This window comes from Agrobacterium tumefaciens (assembly GCF_013337285.1).
GTDB classification, from domain to species: Bacteria; Pseudomonadota; Alphaproteobacteria; order Rhizobiales; family Rhizobiaceae; genus Agrobacterium; species Agrobacterium burrii.
Genome location: NZ_SUPW01000002.1, coordinates 370726 through 386801, shown reverse-complemented (window position 1 = coordinate 386801; position 16076 = coordinate 370726). Strand labels below are relative to the sequence as shown.

Sequence of the window (16076 nt, the reverse complement as noted above, 5' to 3'; positions counted from 1 at the left end):
ACGGACAGGTTTCAAGCCATGGGCTTTAAATGCGGTATCGTCGGGCTGCCGAATGTCGGCAAGTCCACCCTCTTCAACGCGCTGACGAAAACGGCTGCCGCACAGGCCGCCAACTATCCCTTCTGCACCATCGAGCCGAATACCGGCGAAGTTGCGGTGCCTGATCCGCGTATGCAGCAGCTTGCGGCCATCGCCGGTTCTAAGGAAATCATCCCGACCCGCATCTCCTTCGTGGACATTGCCGGCCTGGTGCGCGGCGCATCGAAGGGTGAAGGTCTCGGCAACAAGTTCCTCGCCAACATCCGCGAAGTCGATGCCGTCGTACATGTATTGCGCTGCTTCGAGGACGACGATATCACCCACGTGGAAGGCCGCATCAATCCTGTCGGCGATGCCGACACGATCGAGACGGAGCTGATGCTCGCCGACCTCGAAAGCCTGGAGCGCCGCGTTGAGCAGACCCGCAAGCGCGCCAGCAGCAAGGACAAGGAATCCCTCGCCCAACTGCCCGTGATGGAAGCCGTCATCGCGCTGCTTAACGACGGAAAGCCGGCACGTCTGCTTTTGAAGTCGCTGGCGACCGAGGAGATCGAAATCCTCAAGGGCCTCAATCTGTTGACATCGCACCCGGTCCTCTATGTCTGCAACGTCTCGGAAGCCGACGCATCCTCCGGTAACGAGCACACTGAGGCCGTCGCAGCGATGGCAAAGCAGCAGGGCGCGGAATGCGTGATCATCTCGGCGGCGATCGAGGCCGAAGTCGCGCAGCTTCCGGCCGATGAAGCCGAGGAATTCCTCTCGGCGCTTGGCCTTACCGAAGCTGGTCTCGACCGGCTGATCCGTGCCGGCTATCACCTGCTCGACCTCATCACCTATTTCACCGTCGGCCCGAAGGAAACGCGCGCTTGGACGATCGTGCGCGGCACCAAAGCCCCCGCCGCCGCCGGCGTCATCCATACCGATTTCGAACGCGGCTTCATCCGCGCCTTCACCATCGGCTTTGACGACTACATCGCCTACAAGGGCGAAGTGGGCGCCAAGGAAGCCGGCAAGGGGCGCGATGAAGGCAAGGAATATGTGGTTCAGGACGGCGACGTCATCCACTTCCGCTTCAATACCTGATCTGGTTTGGAGCCCGTCTGGGGGATAGATCGCTTCTTTGAAGCCTTGATCGAAGGGGCGCCGGCCTTACCGCCCGTTTCTTCTCCCCGCCGGGGAGAAGGTGGCCCGAAGGGTCGGATGAGGGGGCAAGCTCTCCGTATATCTCGACCCTCGCCCCCTCATCCCGCTGCCGCGGACTTCTCCCCGGCGGGGAGAAGAAACGGGCCTCACCCGCTCGCCATCCCTCCATCGCATCACACCTTCGATTTGACCTTTACGTAAACGGAAAAATCATCTTAGATGCGCCAACCTTGACTGTGCGAAGGGAGGACGCCATGACGCCGGTCGCGACTTATGCCTATGAGGATTTCCCCGTCGGACGGGAATTTCCCCTCGGACCGCAATCGATTTCGGCCGAGCAGATCATTGCTTTCGCCAGCGAATTCGACCCTCAACCCATGCATCTTTCCGAAGAAGCCGGCCGTCAGAGCATTCTCGGCGGGCTGGCGGCATCAGGCTGGCACACCTGCAGCCTGCTGATGCGGATGATGGCAGACAGCTATATTGCCAACTCGACCTCGCAGGGCAGCCCCGGCATCGATTACGTCGACTGGAAAAAGCCTGTTCTGGCGGGCGATACGCTTTCGGGAAAATCCATCGTTCTGGAACAGCGCCCTTCCGGCTCACGCCCCGGCATCGGCCTCGTGAAATTCCGCCACGAGCTTTTTAACCAGCGCGGCGTGCTGGTATCGCACGGCGAAAACACCGTCATGTTCCTGATGCGGGCAAATGGAGGCCTTGCAGCATGAGACTGGCAGAACTTTCCCCGATCGGCGAACGCGTGACCCTTGATACGCTGCATTTTTCCGCCGAAGACATCATTCGCTTCGCCCGCGATTTTGATCCGCAGCCTTTCCATCTCGATGCCGAGGCCGCCAGAGACAGCGTTTTCGGCGGCCTCTGTGCCTCCGGCTGGCACACGGGCGCGGGCTGGATGAAGTGTTTCCTGTCCCATTGGACAAAAGAGGTAAAGAGGCTGAAACAGCAAGGCCTTGAGCCACCGCGGCTCGGCCCCTCGCCGGGTTTTCGAGAGCTCAAATGGAAGAAGCCGGTGTTTGCCGGTGATGATGTGACCTATTTCGTCACCCTGCTCGATACCCGCCCGCTGGAATCCCGCGCCGGCGTCTGGCTCAACACCACCTTCAACGAAGGTGTGAACCAGTCGGGAGAGACGGTTCTGACCTTCCGCAGCGGGGTTCTGGAGTTCGAATAGGCACTGGCCCCTATCACGCCGCCGCGATACCTTTCAGCAGGAAAAGCGGCGGGCCGGTAAATATGGATGATATTCTCAAGGGTTATGCCGAAGCAGCAACGCCCGAGCTGATTTCCAGATTCGACAATCTCGACTGCGGCGCGATTTACGCACCCGTCATCGACCTGCTGCCGACGACACTCTCCCGGATCGCAGATATTGGCAGCGGCACCGGCCGCGACGCCGCCTGGTTTGCCGCGCAGGGCCATGGCGTTCTTGCCGTCGAGCCGGTCGGAGAGCTTCGGGAACCCGGCATGCAATTGCATTCATCGGAGAGAATAACGTGGCTGGATGACAGTTTGCCCGCGCTAACAAAGGCTCGCCGCTATGGCACCTTCGATCTGGTGGTCCTGTGCGGCGTCTGGCACCACGTTAATCACGATGCAAGGCGGGCTGCGATGGAAAGCCTCTCGGCGATGACGGCGACAGGCGGATTGCTCATCATGTCGCTGCGTCATGGTCCGGCGCCCGAGGGCCGGCGCGCCTTTGCCATTTCCCCGGCGGAAACCATAGACGAGGCCGCCCGTCTTGGCTTCACGTTAATCCGGGAAGCGGAGGTCGGTTCCATTCAGGCCGGGAACCGCGCTCTGGGCGTTTACTGGACATGGATTGCCTTACGAAAAACCGGCGGGACGAGCGGGCTACCGCAGCAGCCCTGAACGTTATTTCTGCCTCAATGGCCGGAAAACTCCACCAGCGTCCGCACCTCCACGCCAAGGTCCTCCAGCTTCTTGCGGCCACCGAGATCGGGCAGATCGATAACAAAGCAGGCGGAGACGATATCCGCGCCCATCTGCCGCAAAAGCTTGACTGCGCCTTCGGCGGTGCCGCCAGTCGCAATCAGATCATCGACCAGAATGACCTTCTCACCGGGCTGCACGGCGTCCACATGCATTTCCATCTCGTCCACGCCATATTCCAGACTGTAGGCAACCCGTACCGTGGTGTGTGGCAGCTTGCCCTTCTTGCGGATCGGCACGAAACCGGCGGAAAGCTGATGCGCCACCGCCCCGCCCAGAATGAAGCCGCGTGCTTCCATGCCGGCAATCTTGTCGATCTTCGTTCCCGCATAGGGCTGCACAAGCTCGTCCACCGCCCGGCGGAAAGCGCGCGGATTGCCGAGCAATGTGGTGATGTCCCGAAAGATGATGCCCGGCTTCGGATAGTCGGGAATGGAACGGATGGCAGCGGAAAGCTCCGAAGCGATAACGGTCATGGTATTTCCATTTGGTATGGGAATGATCAGAGGGTTCGGGCCACCCTATCAACTTGATGGCGGCGGACCAACAAAAAAGGACCGCGACCGTCGGCCATCATCTGTTGGTAAAGAACCTCGACAGCCTAGGTCGCGTGAACTGCGATCGGATAACAGTTCCTTTGTCCGACAGGCCATAAAAAAGCCCCCACGGAAGACCGTGGAGGCCGTTGATTGGCCGGCAACTGGATGCGGCTCAATGTTCCTTGCGGGCGTAGACCGATTTCTTGGTGAGATAGATCAGTGCCGTGAAGATGAACAGGAACACCATGACCATGAAGCCGGTGCGCTTGCGCTGTTCCAGATGCGGCTCCGCAGCCCACATCAGAAAGGCGGACACGTCCTTGGAATATTGATCCACCGTCTGCGGCGCACCGTCGTCGTATGTCACCTGATCGGCGCTGATCGGCGGCGCCATCTTCAAGGAAGGACCGCTGACGAAATACGGGTTGAAGTGCGTGCCTTCCGGCACCTGGTAGTCCGAACCATCCGAGTTTTTGATACCTGTCGGCGCATCCTGATATCCGGTCAGCAGCGCATGGATATAATCCGGGCCGCCTTCCTGATAACCGCCGATGATCGGGATCATGTCGATGATGAATTGCGGAAAACCACGCTCCACACCGCGCGCCTTGGCAAGCAGCGACATGTCGGGCGGTGCCGCCCCGCCATTGGCGGCGGCTGCCGCCTCATGGTTCGGGAACGGCGAAGGGAAATGATCGGAAGGCACAGCCTTGCGATTATACATTTCGCCATCGGCGTTCGGGCCGTCCTGCACTTCATATTCGGCAGCGAAAGCCTTCACCTGATCTTCCGAATAACCGAAATCTCCCAGCGTGCGGAAGGAAACAAGGCTCATCGAATGGCAGGCGGAGCAGACTTCCTTATAGACCTTGAGACCGCGCTGCAGCTGGCCCTTGTCGTATTTGCCGAAAGGTCCGGCAAAGGACCAGCTCTGTTCCTCGGGCTTGATGACCGGGAAGTGACTGCCGACAATAGCATGTTCGGTCTTGGTGGCGAGGTCATGGCTTTCCTCCGCCGCAAAAGCGGCGGCGGAACAGCCAATGGCGGCGATAAGCGCGATGCTCGTGAGAAGCGTCTTCATTGTCGTCATCCTTCCTTCGCGCTCAGATCTGGGCGACCGCTGGCGCGGCACCCTTCTTGGCGGCGTTCTTTTCAAGAACGGCCTCGGTAATCGAATTCGGAATACGCCGCGGCGTTTCGACCAGACCGAGGATCGGCATGATGACGAGGAAGAACCCGAAATAGTACAGCGTGCCGATCTGCGACATGACGACATAGAGGCCTTCCGCAGGACGTGAACCCAGCCAGCCGAGCAGGATGGCGTTGACCACGAAAATCCAGAAGAACAACTTGTACCACGGACGATAGACGGCAGAGCGAACCTTCGACGTATCGAGCCAGGGCAGGAAGAACAGCACGATGATCGCCCCGAACATGACGAGAACGCCACCGAGCTTGGAATCGATCGGCCCGACATTGAAGGTGATGGCGCGCAGCATCGCGTAGAACGGCAGGTAATACCATTCCGGCACGATATGCGCCGGCGTCGAGAGCGGATTGGCCATGATGTAGTTATCAGGGTGGCCGAGGAAGTTCGGCATGTAGAAGATGAACCAGGCATAGGCGATGAGGAACACCGAAACGCCGAGCGCATCCTTCAGCGTCGCATAGGGCGTGAAGGGAACCGTATCGGTCTTGCTCTTCACTTCCACACCGGTCGGGTTGGTCTGGCCGGTCACATGCAGCGCCCACACGTGCAGGATGACGACACCCGCGATCATGAAGGGCAGCAGGTAATGAAGCGCAAAGAAGCGGTTGAGCGTTGGATTATCCACCGCAAAGCCGCCGAGCAGGAACTGCTGGATCCATTCACCAATCAGCGGGAAAGCCGTGAAGAAGCCGGTGATAACGGTCGCGCCCCAGAAGGACATCTGGCCCCAGGGAAGCACGTAGCCCATGAAGCCCGTCGCCATCATCAAGAGATAGATCACGCAGCCGAGAATCCAGAGGATTTCGCGCGGCGCCTTGTAGGACCCGTAATAAAGACCGCGGGCAATGTGCAGATAGACCGCGATGAAGAAGAACGACGCGCCGTTGGCGTGCATATAACGCAGCAGCCAGCCGTGGTTGACGTCACGCATGATCTTTTCGACGGAATTGAAGGCAACCGTCGTTTCAGCGGCATAATGCATGGCAAGCACGACGCCGGTGAGTATCTGCACGATCAGCATGACGGAAAGCATCGCACCGAAGGTGTAGGCGTAGTTCAGGTTACGCGGGACAGGATAGGCAACGAAGCTGTCATAGATCAAGCGCGGCAAGGGAAGCCGCGAATCGATCCACCTCTCGATGCCGGTGGACGGCTGATAACTGGAATGGCCACTCATAAATATCTGTCCCCTTATCCGATCTTGATCACGGTATCGGATGTGAATGCAAATGTCGGGATGGCGAGGTTCTGCGGCGCCGGGCCCTTACGAATGCGGCCCGCCGTATCGTAGTGCGAGCCATGGCAGGGACAGAACCACCCGCCGAAATCGCCGGCCTGGCCGAGCGGAACGCAACCGAGATGGGTGCAGGAACCGATCATGACGATCCAGTTCTCCTTGCCCTCACCGGCGGAACGGTCGATATCCGTCGCCTGCGCTTCGGCGGCAATGTTGGCATTGCGCGCCACCGGATCCTTGAGGTCGCCGAGAGCGACCGCCTTGGCTTCATCGATTTCCTTTTCCGTGCGGTTGCGGATGAAAATCGGCTTGCCGCGCCACTTCACGGTAAGCGACATGCCCGGCTCGACCGCCGCGACATTCACTTCGATGGAAGCGAGCGCCAGCGTCGATGCATCGGGACGCATCTGGTCGATGAACGGCCATGCGACTGCAGCAGCGCCAACGGCGCCCGTCATTCCGGTTACTAGATAAAGAAAATCGCGACGGGTCGGTTCACCCGAGGCGTCGTGATTGGTTACGTGCTCGCTCACCGCTACACCATCCTCTGCGCTGTTTTTGCCGTAAATCGCATGAGTCCTCCCGCTATGATTTGATCCAGGACAAACTCCGTCCCATCGTCCTGGACACAACTGCGGCATCAAGAAACCGCGTCAATGTGTTTGATCGCAAAATATTGACTGACTTGGCAAGAGCAAAGCACACAAAGCTGCCGTAATTCTGCCTGAGGGGCCGATTTGTTTCGCATTTTTCGCGGGCCTTGGCAGGCGGGCAACATTGTGCCCGCCTGTGCCCCATGTTACGAGACGCACAGGGAGAGCTTGGAAAGCAGGGATTCGGATGACGGCGAAGCTCGCTTGCATGGTCTCCACGATGGTGGCTGCCGTTCTTTTCATCGCCAGCCTGCGTTATGTGACGGATTTCTGGCTTCTCGCCTTCGTCACAAGTTTCCAGCTCCACATCGCCCTTGTCTGTATCCTGTTGTCGTGCCTCGTCTTTTGGTTCACGCGCGACACCGTTTCCGCCCTGCTCATGGTCTGGTCGCTGGCACTTGCCATCCATGCCATCGCCATGCTGATGGAATTCTCCACATCCGCCAACCCGGCATCGGATGCGAGGCCCTTCCGGCTTTTGTCCTTCAACGTGCTGATGGACAATGGCGTCAATGCGGATGCGATTGCCGACACCATTCTCGAATCAGGCGCGGATGCTGTCTATCTGTTCGAGGCGGCGGCGCTGCAATCGGTTCTGCCACGGCTTGAGCAAACCTATCCCCACAGGCTCGGCTGTTATACCGGAACGCCCACCTGCGACCTTTTGATCCTGTCGAAACGGCCATTGCTGGAAGGCCATTTCCACAGCCTCAGCGATCTGCGCCGCGACCGTTTCGCCATCGCCAGCGTCGATTTCGATGGCACGGAGCTGACGCTTGCCGCCGGTCACATCACCAAACCCTATTTCGACGATTATCATGCACATGAGCTGGACGAGATCAGCGAAATCCTGTTCCGCGTCACAGGGCCGCTCATTCTGGCGGGCGACTTCAATTCGGCGAGCATCGCCCCCGACATGCGCGCTTTTCTTGCCGCCAACGACCTGAAGAAAGCACCATGGGAACCCGCCACATGGCCAACGGAGGCAGGCCGCTTCGGCATCGCCATCGACCACATCTTCGCCCGTGAACCGGCAACCCTGATGAAGACCACCCGCCTGCCCGACAGCCTCGGCTCCAATCATTACGGACTGATGGCGGATTTCATGATCGGCCGGTAACACCAGACGCCCTGACCTACGAAAACGGCGGCCCGAAAGCCGCCGTCCTTATTTTGCCGGGCCGCAGAGCCCGGATCAGAACTCGGACCATTCCTGTGCCGACGCGGCCTGTCGTCCACCACCGAAGGCGGCAGCGATTTTTTGCCCCATCGCGCGTGCCGGCGAAGGCTGCGGAACCGAGGCCGGACCGGCCACAAGAATGTTTTCCCCCGCCCCCCGCAATGTGAACTGCGAAAGCAGCACGTTGAGGGCGCCCGCCTGCGAAGCGAGGCTGCCGCTGGCAGCCGTCGTCTGTTCCACCATGGCCGCGTTTTTCTGGGTGCCCTGATCCATCAGGTTCACGGCGGAACTGATTTCCGAAAGACCGGTCGACTGTTCACGCGTCGAGACAACGATGGATGCGACGTGGCGGTTGATCTCCCGCACCTCGTCGACGATCCCTTCAAGCGCCTCCCCCGTCTTGCCGACCAGCGACACCCCTTCGCGCACCTGCTCGCCGGAACGGCTGATGAGAACCTTGATCTCCTTGGCGGCATTGGCCGAACGCTGCGCCAGTTCGCGCACCTCCTGCGCCACGACGGCAAAACCCTTGCCGGCATCGCCTGCCCGGGCAGCCTCCACCCCGGCGTTCAGTGCAAGAAGGTTGGTCTGGAATGCAATCTCATCGATGACGCTGATGATATTGCTGATCTCATTGGCGGATTTTTCGATATCCTGCACCGCCAGAACCGTGCGCGTAACGATCTGGCCGGACATTTCGGCACTTTCCCGCGCTCGCTCCACGATCCGGCCGGCTTCGGCGGCGCGATGGGCCGAATCCTTCACCGCCGTCGTCACCTGTTCCAGCGCCGCCGCCGTTTCTTCGACGGAAGATGCCTGCTGTTCTGTGCGGCGGCAAAGATCGCCTGCCGCCGCCAGAATTTCGCCGGCGCCCGCATCGATGACCCGGGCATTTTCACCGACCGAGCGCAGCGCCGCCTGCAGCGTCGCGACCGATTCGTTGAAATCGCCGCGCAAACCATCCAGCCGCTCGGCAAAGGCGATATCCAGACGACAGGTCATGTCGCCCTGCGAGAGTTTCTTCAGCCCGGCGCCCAGATTTTCAACCGCGAAACGGATTTCTTCCGCTTCTCGCGCTTTCTGTGCTTCGTGCTCGATCCGCTCCTGCTCGCTGAGGCTGCGATTGGCCTCGGTTTCCCGCTCCAGACGCTCGCGTTCGATGGCATTGTCGCGGAATACGGCAACGGCCGCGGCCATTTCACCGATCTCGTTTTTGCGGCCGGAATGTGGAATGGCGCTCTCATTATCGCCAGCAGCCAACCCGTTCATGGCGCGGGTGATGTCATTGATCGGGCGCGAGATACGCCGGAAACTAAAAACCGCAGCGGCAAGCGCAACGGCAGCGGCAACGAGCATGCCGCCAAGCGACATGAAGAAGGCAAAATCACCCGCCGCCTCTGCCGCCTGTTGGTCCGCCAGACCGCGCTCGCGATTGTCCTCAATCATCTCTTTCATCAGCACACCCGCCGCGTTGCCCACCGGCGTCATCTTGGCGACCTGCGCCCGGGCGGCGTCGACATCGCCGGTGACGATGATTTTTTTCAGCTCCACGCCCATGGCCTCGTAATTTGTGACCATTCCATTCAGGCGCTGGAATTTTTCAATCGTTGCAGGCAGCTGCAATTGCGCACCATAGGCATCAAACGCCTCGGCGCGCTCCTGCTGGGCTTTGAGGATGCGCTGGAACATGGCATTCCGCGCCTCCGGCGTTGCCGCGTTCATCGCCACCAGATAGTTGCGACGAATATCGCTTAGCCTGTCGCTCAGATCGGCGATGATGAGCGAACGCTCCATACGCCGAACGATGTTGCCGGCCTGTTGCTCCATCTCACCGATGGACCGCATGCTTGCGGCCCCCTGGGCGATGGAAAAGAGAACTGTGATGCCGAACAATGCCGGCAGAAGAATACGAATTCTAAAAATATGCATTGTTCTCGATCCACAAAAAAATGAGCGCGTTCCTCCCGCGGTCCTTTTTTTGCATGCACCGATAAACAAGAGCTTACCGCCCTGTTATAAATTTCAGGTTGAATAAATCTTTTTTATTCGTGTGTTTTTTCAGATATTAGCAACCATTGATTTCATATTTGTGCATATTGAATAGCCGCCCGGTCGCAGAGCGCAGTCTCAGACGGTCTCCTCGGCAGCGAGAAAACCACCCGATTGCCGTGCCCAAAGCTCCGAATAAAGTCCGCCCTGCGAGACCAGATCGGAATGCGTTCCCTGCTCGACGATGCGGCCCTGATCCATCACGATCAACCGGTCCAGCGCGGCGATGGTCGACAGGCGGTGGGCGATGGCCAGCACCGTCTTGCCCTGCATCAGCTCATCCAGATTACTCTGGATCGCCGCCTCCACCTCCGAATCGAGCGCCGAGGTCGCCTCGTCGAGCACGAGGATCGGCGCGTCTTTCAGCATCACGCGGGCGATGGCGATGCGCTGGCGCTGGCCGCCGGAGAGTTTCACGCCACGTTCGCCAACATGGGCGTCGAAACCGGTGCGGCCGCGCTGGTCTTCCAGCCTCTCGATGAAATCATCCGCCTTGGCCCGCCGCGTCGCCTCACGCAACTGCGCTTCGGTGGCATCCATGCGGCCGAACATGATGTTGTCGCGGATGGAGCGGTGCAAAAGCGACGTATCCTGCGTGACCATGCCGATATGGGCGCGCAGCGATTCCTGCGTCACTCTGGCGATATCCTGCCCGTCGATCAGGATGCGGCCTTTCTCGACATCGTAAAACCGCAGCAGCAGGTTGACGAGGGTGGATTTGCCCGCGCCGGAACGCCCGACGATGCCGACCTTCTCCCCCGCCTCGATATCGAGATTGAGATTGTCGATGACACCGTTCGCCCGCCCATAATGGAAGCTGACATTGTCGAAACGGATGCTCGGCCGTTTCACTTCCAGCGCGGCCGCATCCGGCGCATCGACAAGGCCGATCGGCTGCGAGATCAACTCGGCGGCATTCTGCACCGTGCCGAAATTGCGCATGATGCCGTTGAACTGCGTCATCAAGCGGCCGAGCAGGAAGTTGAGGCGCAGCACCAGCGCCAGCGTGAAGGCCACCGCACCGGAACTGATCCTGCCTGATAGCCACAGATCGATGCACAGCGCCGCCATGGAGGTGATCATCACCCCTGACAGCAGCGCCATGGAGGCGCGCACGCCGGTGATGAACCGGGTAAAGGTCATGGTGGCGTTCTGGAAGATGTCGAAACCCTGCCGCATGTAGCGATCATTGGCGTCATCGCGGCCGAAAAGCCGGAGCGTCTGGATATTGCTATAGGCATCCACCATGCGGCCGGAGAGCATCGAGGCGGCTTCCGCCGTCTCTTTCGAATGGTATCGAATGCGCGGCACGAAATAACGCGCCAGCGCCGAAAAGATCAGCACCCAGACCAGCACGACGACGGCCAGCCGCCAGTCCAGCCCGCCGATCAGAAACAGCATCGAGACGGAATAAATGCCGACGAACCAGACGCTTTCCATCAGCGAGGTAACGAGATCGCCCGCCGCCTGCCCGCCCGACCATACCTTGGTGACAATACGGCCGGAAAAATCATTCTGGAAAAAGGAAAGCGATTGCCGCGCCACATGCATGTAGGATTGCCAGCGCACCAGATTGTAAAAGCCGGGCGTGATGATCTGCTGGTCCACCAGCGCCGTAATCATGGTGACGATGAAACGCACGACGCCGATCAACACCAGCATGCCCACCAGCTCGCCGCCATGGGTGGAAAGCAGTCCCGCCCAGCCTTCTCCCGGCTTCACGGTCGAGAGAATATCCACAAGCCGCCCGACAAACCAGAACAGCGCCGCCTCGATGGCCGCCGTCAGCCCGCCCAGCACCAGCATGGCGAAAAACGGCGCCTTGGCCTGCGAGATGTAAAACCAGATGAAAGCGAATGTGTTTTCAGGCGGCCGCAAATCGTCCTTGCGGGCGAAGGGCTTTATCCAGTTCTCGAAAAACTCGAAGATGCGGGTAATGACCATCATCGGGATATAGGCGGATTCCCGTTGCCGGAACAGCCGCAGAGCGTTGGGGAAGAGATTATATTTCGGTAACGTTCGGGAAATGAAAAAGGGCGGGGAGTGTTCCCCGCCCCTATGCTTTTTTTATTCCGCGGCCACTTCCGCGTCATGGTCGGCGATGAAGCCGCCGGACTGACGCCGCCACAGATCGGCATAGATGCCGCCCATCGCCGCCAGTTCCGCATGGCTGCCCGCTTCCACGATCTGGCCCTTGTCGAGGATGATGAGCCGATCCATTTCCGTCAGCGTCGAAAGGCGGTGGGCAATCGCAATCACCGTCTTGCCTTCCATCAGCGAGAACAGGTTCTCCTGGATCGCCGCCTCAACTTCGGAGTCGAGCGCCGAGGTCGCCTCGTCCAGCACCAGGATCGGCGCGTTCTTGAGGAAGACACGGGCGATCGCGATACGCTGGCGCTGGCCGCCGGAGAGTTTTACGCCGCGCTCGCCCACCTGGGCATCGAGGCCCTGTCGGCCATGCATATCGACCAGCGTTTCCACGAAGTCCCAGGCATTTGCCCGCTTCGCCGCCGCGATCACCTGCTCGTCGGTGGCCTCGGGATGGCCATAGGCGATGTTGTCGCGGATCGAGCGGTGCAGCAGCGACGTATCCTGCGTCACCACACCGATCAGCTCGCGCAGGCTGTCCTGCGACACCTTGGAGATGTCCTGCCCGTCGATGGTGATCCTGCCCGCTTCCAGATCATAGAAGCGCAAAAGCAGGTTCATCAGCGTCGTCTTGCCAGCGCCTGAGCGACCGACGAGACCAACCTTCTCGCCCGGCTTGATATCTAGCGTCAGCCCGTCGATCACACCCTTGTTCTTGCCGTAGTGGAAGCGGACGTTATCATAACGGATGGCGCCCTGCGGTGCCGCAAGCTGCGGCGCCTTCGGAGCATCGACGATATCATGCGGCTTCGTCATCATCGACATGCCGTCATAGACCGTGCCGATATTTTCAAACAGCGACGTGACTTCCCACATGATCCACTGCGACATGCCGTTGACGCGCATGGCAAGGCTGATGGCGATGGCGACCGAACCGGCCGTCACCGAACCCTGCATCCAGAAATAGAGACCAAGCGAGGCCGTGGAAAACAGCACCACCGCATTATTGAGGTCGATCAGGATGTTGAAGGCGGAAATCTTGCGCATCTGGCGGTGAACGGTGCCCAGAAACACATTCATGCCCTCACGCGCATATCGCTCCTCACGGCCCGCATGGGAAAACAGCTTGATCGTCGAGATGTTGGTGTAACTATCGACGATCCGGCCCGTCATCAGCGAGCGTGCATCGGCCTGTTCCTGCGCCAGCCGGCCGAGTTTCGGCACGAAATAGGCGAGGATACCCATATAGATGCCGAGCCATGCCAGAAGCGGAATGACCAGCCGCCAGTCGGCCGCCGCCACCATAAACAGCATCGAAACGACGAAGCTGATGGCGTAGACGAAAACATCGATCACCTTCAACGCCACTTCGCGGATCGCCAGTGCCGTCTGCATCACCTTGGTCGAAACCCGGCCCGCAAATTCATTGGCGAAAAAGTTCATGGAGTGACGCAGCAGGAAACGATGCATCTTCCAGCGCGCGATCATGCCGAAATTGCCGGCAAGCGTCTGGTGCATCGTCATGGTGTGGATCGCGCCCATCAGCGGCAGCAGGAAGAGCACCAGCCCGGCCATGACGATCAGATGCCAGCCCTCATCGGCAAAAAACGTCGCGCGATCGGCGGTGGAAAGCCAGTCAACGATACTGCCGAGGAATTTGTAGAGCATGGCTTCGGCAATGGCGATGCCCATGGACATCAGGCCAAGCAGCAGCAGCCACGGCCATGCGGGCTTCACATAATGCCACAGGAACGGCAACAGCGTCTTCGGCGGCACATCGGGCGTCGAAGAAGGAAAAGGATCGAGGCGTTTTTCAAACCAGCCAAACATAGGCCAAGCTCCGGCAATCAATCGCCCCATCGAAAGGTGAGCAAACGCAAATATGGCTCACGACGGAACGGAAAAGTCTTTGGATATGGCCGTGACAGCCACATGACGAATCGAGAAATGGGAAACGCGGTCAAACCGCGGGGTAACACCTAAGCCAGCAGCGGCACTACTGGGGCCGGGAGGCGAAAGCGAATGTCAATATCCATGAGAACCTCCCTAGCTGGTGTTGAAGATGTGGCCTTGTAGCGCAAAAAATAATCAATGACCAGTCGGAAAGATACTGGATGGGCCAGAAAACTTCCGATTGTGTCGAACATAACAAAATGGGCGGATTTACCCGCAAAGGTTTCCGCCCATCACTCAATCTGGATATGTCGTCTTATTCAGCTGCGTCCTGCGCCTGCCCGCTCTCATATTCCGTAACAAGCTCAACCATGCCGGCCTGCGTATGACGCTTGAGTTCCCGGCGATCGCTGGGCTGCGGCGCGAAGGTGACGGTCAGACCGGTATCCCGCGCCGTGCCGATGGCGAAAGATGCACCGGACAGCATGCGCACACCCTCATGCAGCCACAACGGGTCGGTAGCGAAATGCTGGCCGATGCCGACGACAACGGGAATACCCTGCCAGTGCGACATGCGATCATAATGGATATGGCCCGCCAGAATGCCCATGACGTCGTGTTCGAACAACACTTCGTCCAGCGCCTCGGTATCGTCGAAGGACAGAGATTCCCACTCCGCGTCGGGACGGTCGAAATCGAGCGCCGGCGCATGGTGCATCACCAGAAGCTTCGGCAGGTCCGGATGGTTTTCGAGTTCCTCCTCGAGCCATTCGATCTGGCCTGGTTCGAAGGCGCCCCCGACCTTGCCGGGAACGCTGGTATCCATGACGATGACATGGATATCCGAAATCACCCGCGAATGGTCGTAGGGCGCATCCAGATCTTCGTTGCGGCCAAGCATCACGGGATAAAAACCGTCGCGACGGTCATGATTGCCAAGCGCGAAAAGCACCGGCATATCCAGTTCCGCCTCAGCCATCAGGCGCTTGAGTTCTTCATAGCTGCCGACATCGCCCCGGTTGGTCAGATCACCGCTGACGACGATGAATTCCGGCGGCGGCACCAGCGCCTTGATCTGCGTGAGCGTGGCGGACAACGTGGCCGAGGTCTCGGAATAAAGATCATCATCCTGCACCTGAGGATTGCCGATATGCAGATCGGTCAGATGGACAAAATTCACCCGTTCGGACATGTCGTCCTCCTGTTGTTGCGTGCAGAAAATCCGGCTCGAAAAGTATCGTGACGGCCACGTCCGCTGTTCCGGGCAGGCCTGACGATGTGCTGATGAATGGGTAGCCGCCCTGTGTGTCACGCGAATGAATATCCGCCCGGCAACGGCACCGGAAAGGGACTTTTTGTGCCGCATCTGTTGCCCGCCCCCCGCTCGTGATAATCGGGCAGGCACGCCAACCGCAATGAGAAGACCATGCCCGAAATCAGGCCCGAAATCAGAATAGCTCTTTATCAGCCCGATATTCCCGGCAATACCGGCACCATTCTGCGATTGGCCGCCTGCCTTGGCCTCGGGGTCGATATCATCGAGCCGGCCGGCTTCGATATTTCCGACCGCAATCTGAAACGCGCTGGCATGGATTATATTGCCGCGGCGGCGCTGATGCGCCATGTCAGCTGGGAGCGCTTCGAGGAATGGCGGGCGACCACTGGCCGCCGCCTTGTTCTCGCCTCCACGAAGGCCGCCCTGCCCTATACTGACATCAGCTACCGCAGCGATGATATCCTGCTCTTTGGCCGGGAAAGTGCCGGCGTGCCAGACCACGTGCATGACAAGGCGGATGAGCGAATCATCATCCCCATGATGCCCGGACAACGCTCCATCAACGTCGCCATGTCGGCGGCAATGATCACCGGCGAGGCCCTGCGCCAGACGGCATGGGCCTGACCTGCCATCTTTGTAGCCATTTTTGCAGGCAAACATAAAGATTGACCAATTTTACCGCGAAACTGTCGCAACCCGGCCTGTACCGAAGGCGTTTACGCTCCTATACTGATTAGCCGGGCAATTAAAAATCGCCCTCGCCGGGACAATCCGCCGGCGGGTGTGAGGAGACGTCGC

14 protein-coding genes are annotated in these 16076 nt (G+C 59.4%); 6 read left to right on the top strand and 8 right to left on the bottom strand.

What is annotated here, in order from left to right:
- Positions 1 to 18 precede the first annotated feature (18 nt).
- The 4 genes from ychF to FCH38_RS07690 all read left to right on the top strand — a co-directional run bounded on the left by ychF (position 19) and on the right by FCH38_RS07690 (position 3072).
- Positions 19 to 1122, top strand: coding sequence for a redox-regulated ATPase YchF (gene ychF / locus FCH38_RS07705; RefSeq protein ID WP_174373399.1), 1104 nt, complete (start codon positions 19 to 21; stop codon positions 1120 to 1122).
- A gap of 314 nt (positions 1123 to 1436) precedes the next feature.
- Positions 1437 to 1910, top strand: a complete 474-nt coding sequence (locus FCH38_RS07700; protein WP_174373398.1) for a MaoC family dehydratase — start codon at positions 1437 to 1439, stop codon at positions 1908 to 1910.
- A complete protein-coding gene (locus tag FCH38_RS07695) occupies positions 1907 to 2374 on the top strand; it encodes a MaoC family dehydratase (protein ID WP_174373397.1) in 468 nt (155 codons plus the stop codon). Before FCH38_RS07700 ends, FCH38_RS07695 begins: the two co-directional genes overlap by 4 nt.
- Positions 2375 to 2436: 62 nt before the next feature.
- Entirely contained in the window at positions 2437 to 3072 is a 636-nt protein-coding gene (locus FCH38_RS07690) for a class I SAM-dependent methyltransferase (protein WP_174373396.1), read from the top strand.
- Positions 3073 to 3086: 14 nt separating this feature from the next.
- Here FCH38_RS07690 and FCH38_RS07685 read toward each other — a convergent pair whose 3' ends face one another.
- The 4 genes from FCH38_RS07685 to petA all read right to left on the bottom strand — a co-directional run bounded on the left by FCH38_RS07685 (position 3087) and on the right by petA (position 6672).
- The gene (locus FCH38_RS07685; protein WP_045019026.1) at positions 3087 to 3629 is read right to left on the bottom strand and encodes an adenine phosphoribosyltransferase; all 543 of its coding nucleotides are present in this window, start codon (positions 3627 to 3629) and stop codon (positions 3087 to 3089) included.
- Between the two features lie 235 nt (positions 3630 to 3864).
- A complete protein-coding gene (locus tag FCH38_RS07680; protein ID WP_149900039.1) occupies positions 3865 to 4773 on the bottom strand; it encodes a cytochrome c1 in 909 nt (302 codons plus the stop codon).
- A gap of 22 nt (positions 4774 to 4795) precedes the next feature.
- Positions 4796 to 6079, bottom strand: a complete 1284-nt coding sequence (locus FCH38_RS07675; protein WP_174373395.1) for a cytochrome b — start codon at positions 6077 to 6079, stop codon at positions 4796 to 4798.
- Positions 6080 to 6093: 14 nt separating this feature from the next.
- Positions 6094 to 6672, bottom strand: coding sequence for a ubiquinol-cytochrome c reductase iron-sulfur subunit (petA, locus tag FCH38_RS07670; protein WP_149900037.1), 579 nt, complete (start codon positions 6670 to 6672; stop codon positions 6094 to 6096).
- Between the two features lie 307 nt (positions 6673 to 6979).
- Here petA and FCH38_RS07665 point away from each other — a divergent pair, with 307 nt between their 5' ends.
- Positions 6980 to 7912, top strand: coding sequence for an endonuclease/exonuclease/phosphatase family protein (locus FCH38_RS07665; protein ID WP_174373394.1), 933 nt, complete (start codon positions 6980 to 6982; stop codon positions 7910 to 7912).
- 75 nt (positions 7913 to 7987) lie between these two features.
- Here FCH38_RS07665 and FCH38_RS07660 read toward each other — a convergent pair whose 3' ends face one another.
- The 4 genes from FCH38_RS07660 to FCH38_RS07645 all read right to left on the bottom strand — a co-directional run bounded on the left by FCH38_RS07660 (position 7988) and on the right by FCH38_RS07645 (position 15194).
- Positions 7988 to 9901, bottom strand: coding sequence for a methyl-accepting chemotaxis protein (locus tag FCH38_RS07660; RefSeq protein WP_174373393.1), 1914 nt, complete (start codon positions 9899 to 9901; stop codon positions 7988 to 7990).
- Positions 9902 to 10099: 198 nt separating this feature from the next.
- Entirely contained in the window at positions 10100 to 11965 is a 1866-nt protein-coding gene (locus FCH38_RS07655; protein ID WP_174373650.1) for an ABC transporter ATP-binding protein, read from the bottom strand.
- Between the two features lie 123 nt (positions 11966 to 12088).
- Positions 12089 to 13939: an ABC transporter ATP-binding protein gene (locus FCH38_RS07650; protein WP_149900034.1), complete on the bottom strand. Its 1851-nt coding sequence runs from the start codon at positions 13937 to 13939 to the stop codon at positions 12089 to 12091.
- Positions 13940 to 14318: 379 nt separating this feature from the next.
- A complete protein-coding gene (locus FCH38_RS07645) occupies positions 14319 to 15194 on the bottom strand; it encodes a phosphodiesterase (protein ID WP_174373392.1) in 876 nt (291 codons plus the stop codon).
- Positions 15195 to 15428: 234 nt separating this feature from the next.
- Here FCH38_RS07645 and FCH38_RS07640 point away from each other — a divergent pair, with 234 nt between their 5' ends.
- Positions 15429 to 15902: a tRNA (cytidine(34)-2'-O)-methyltransferase gene (locus FCH38_RS07640; protein WP_174373391.1), complete on the top strand. Its 474-nt coding sequence runs from the start codon at positions 15429 to 15431 to the stop codon at positions 15900 to 15902.
- Positions 15903 to 16076: the final 174 nt, after the last annotated feature.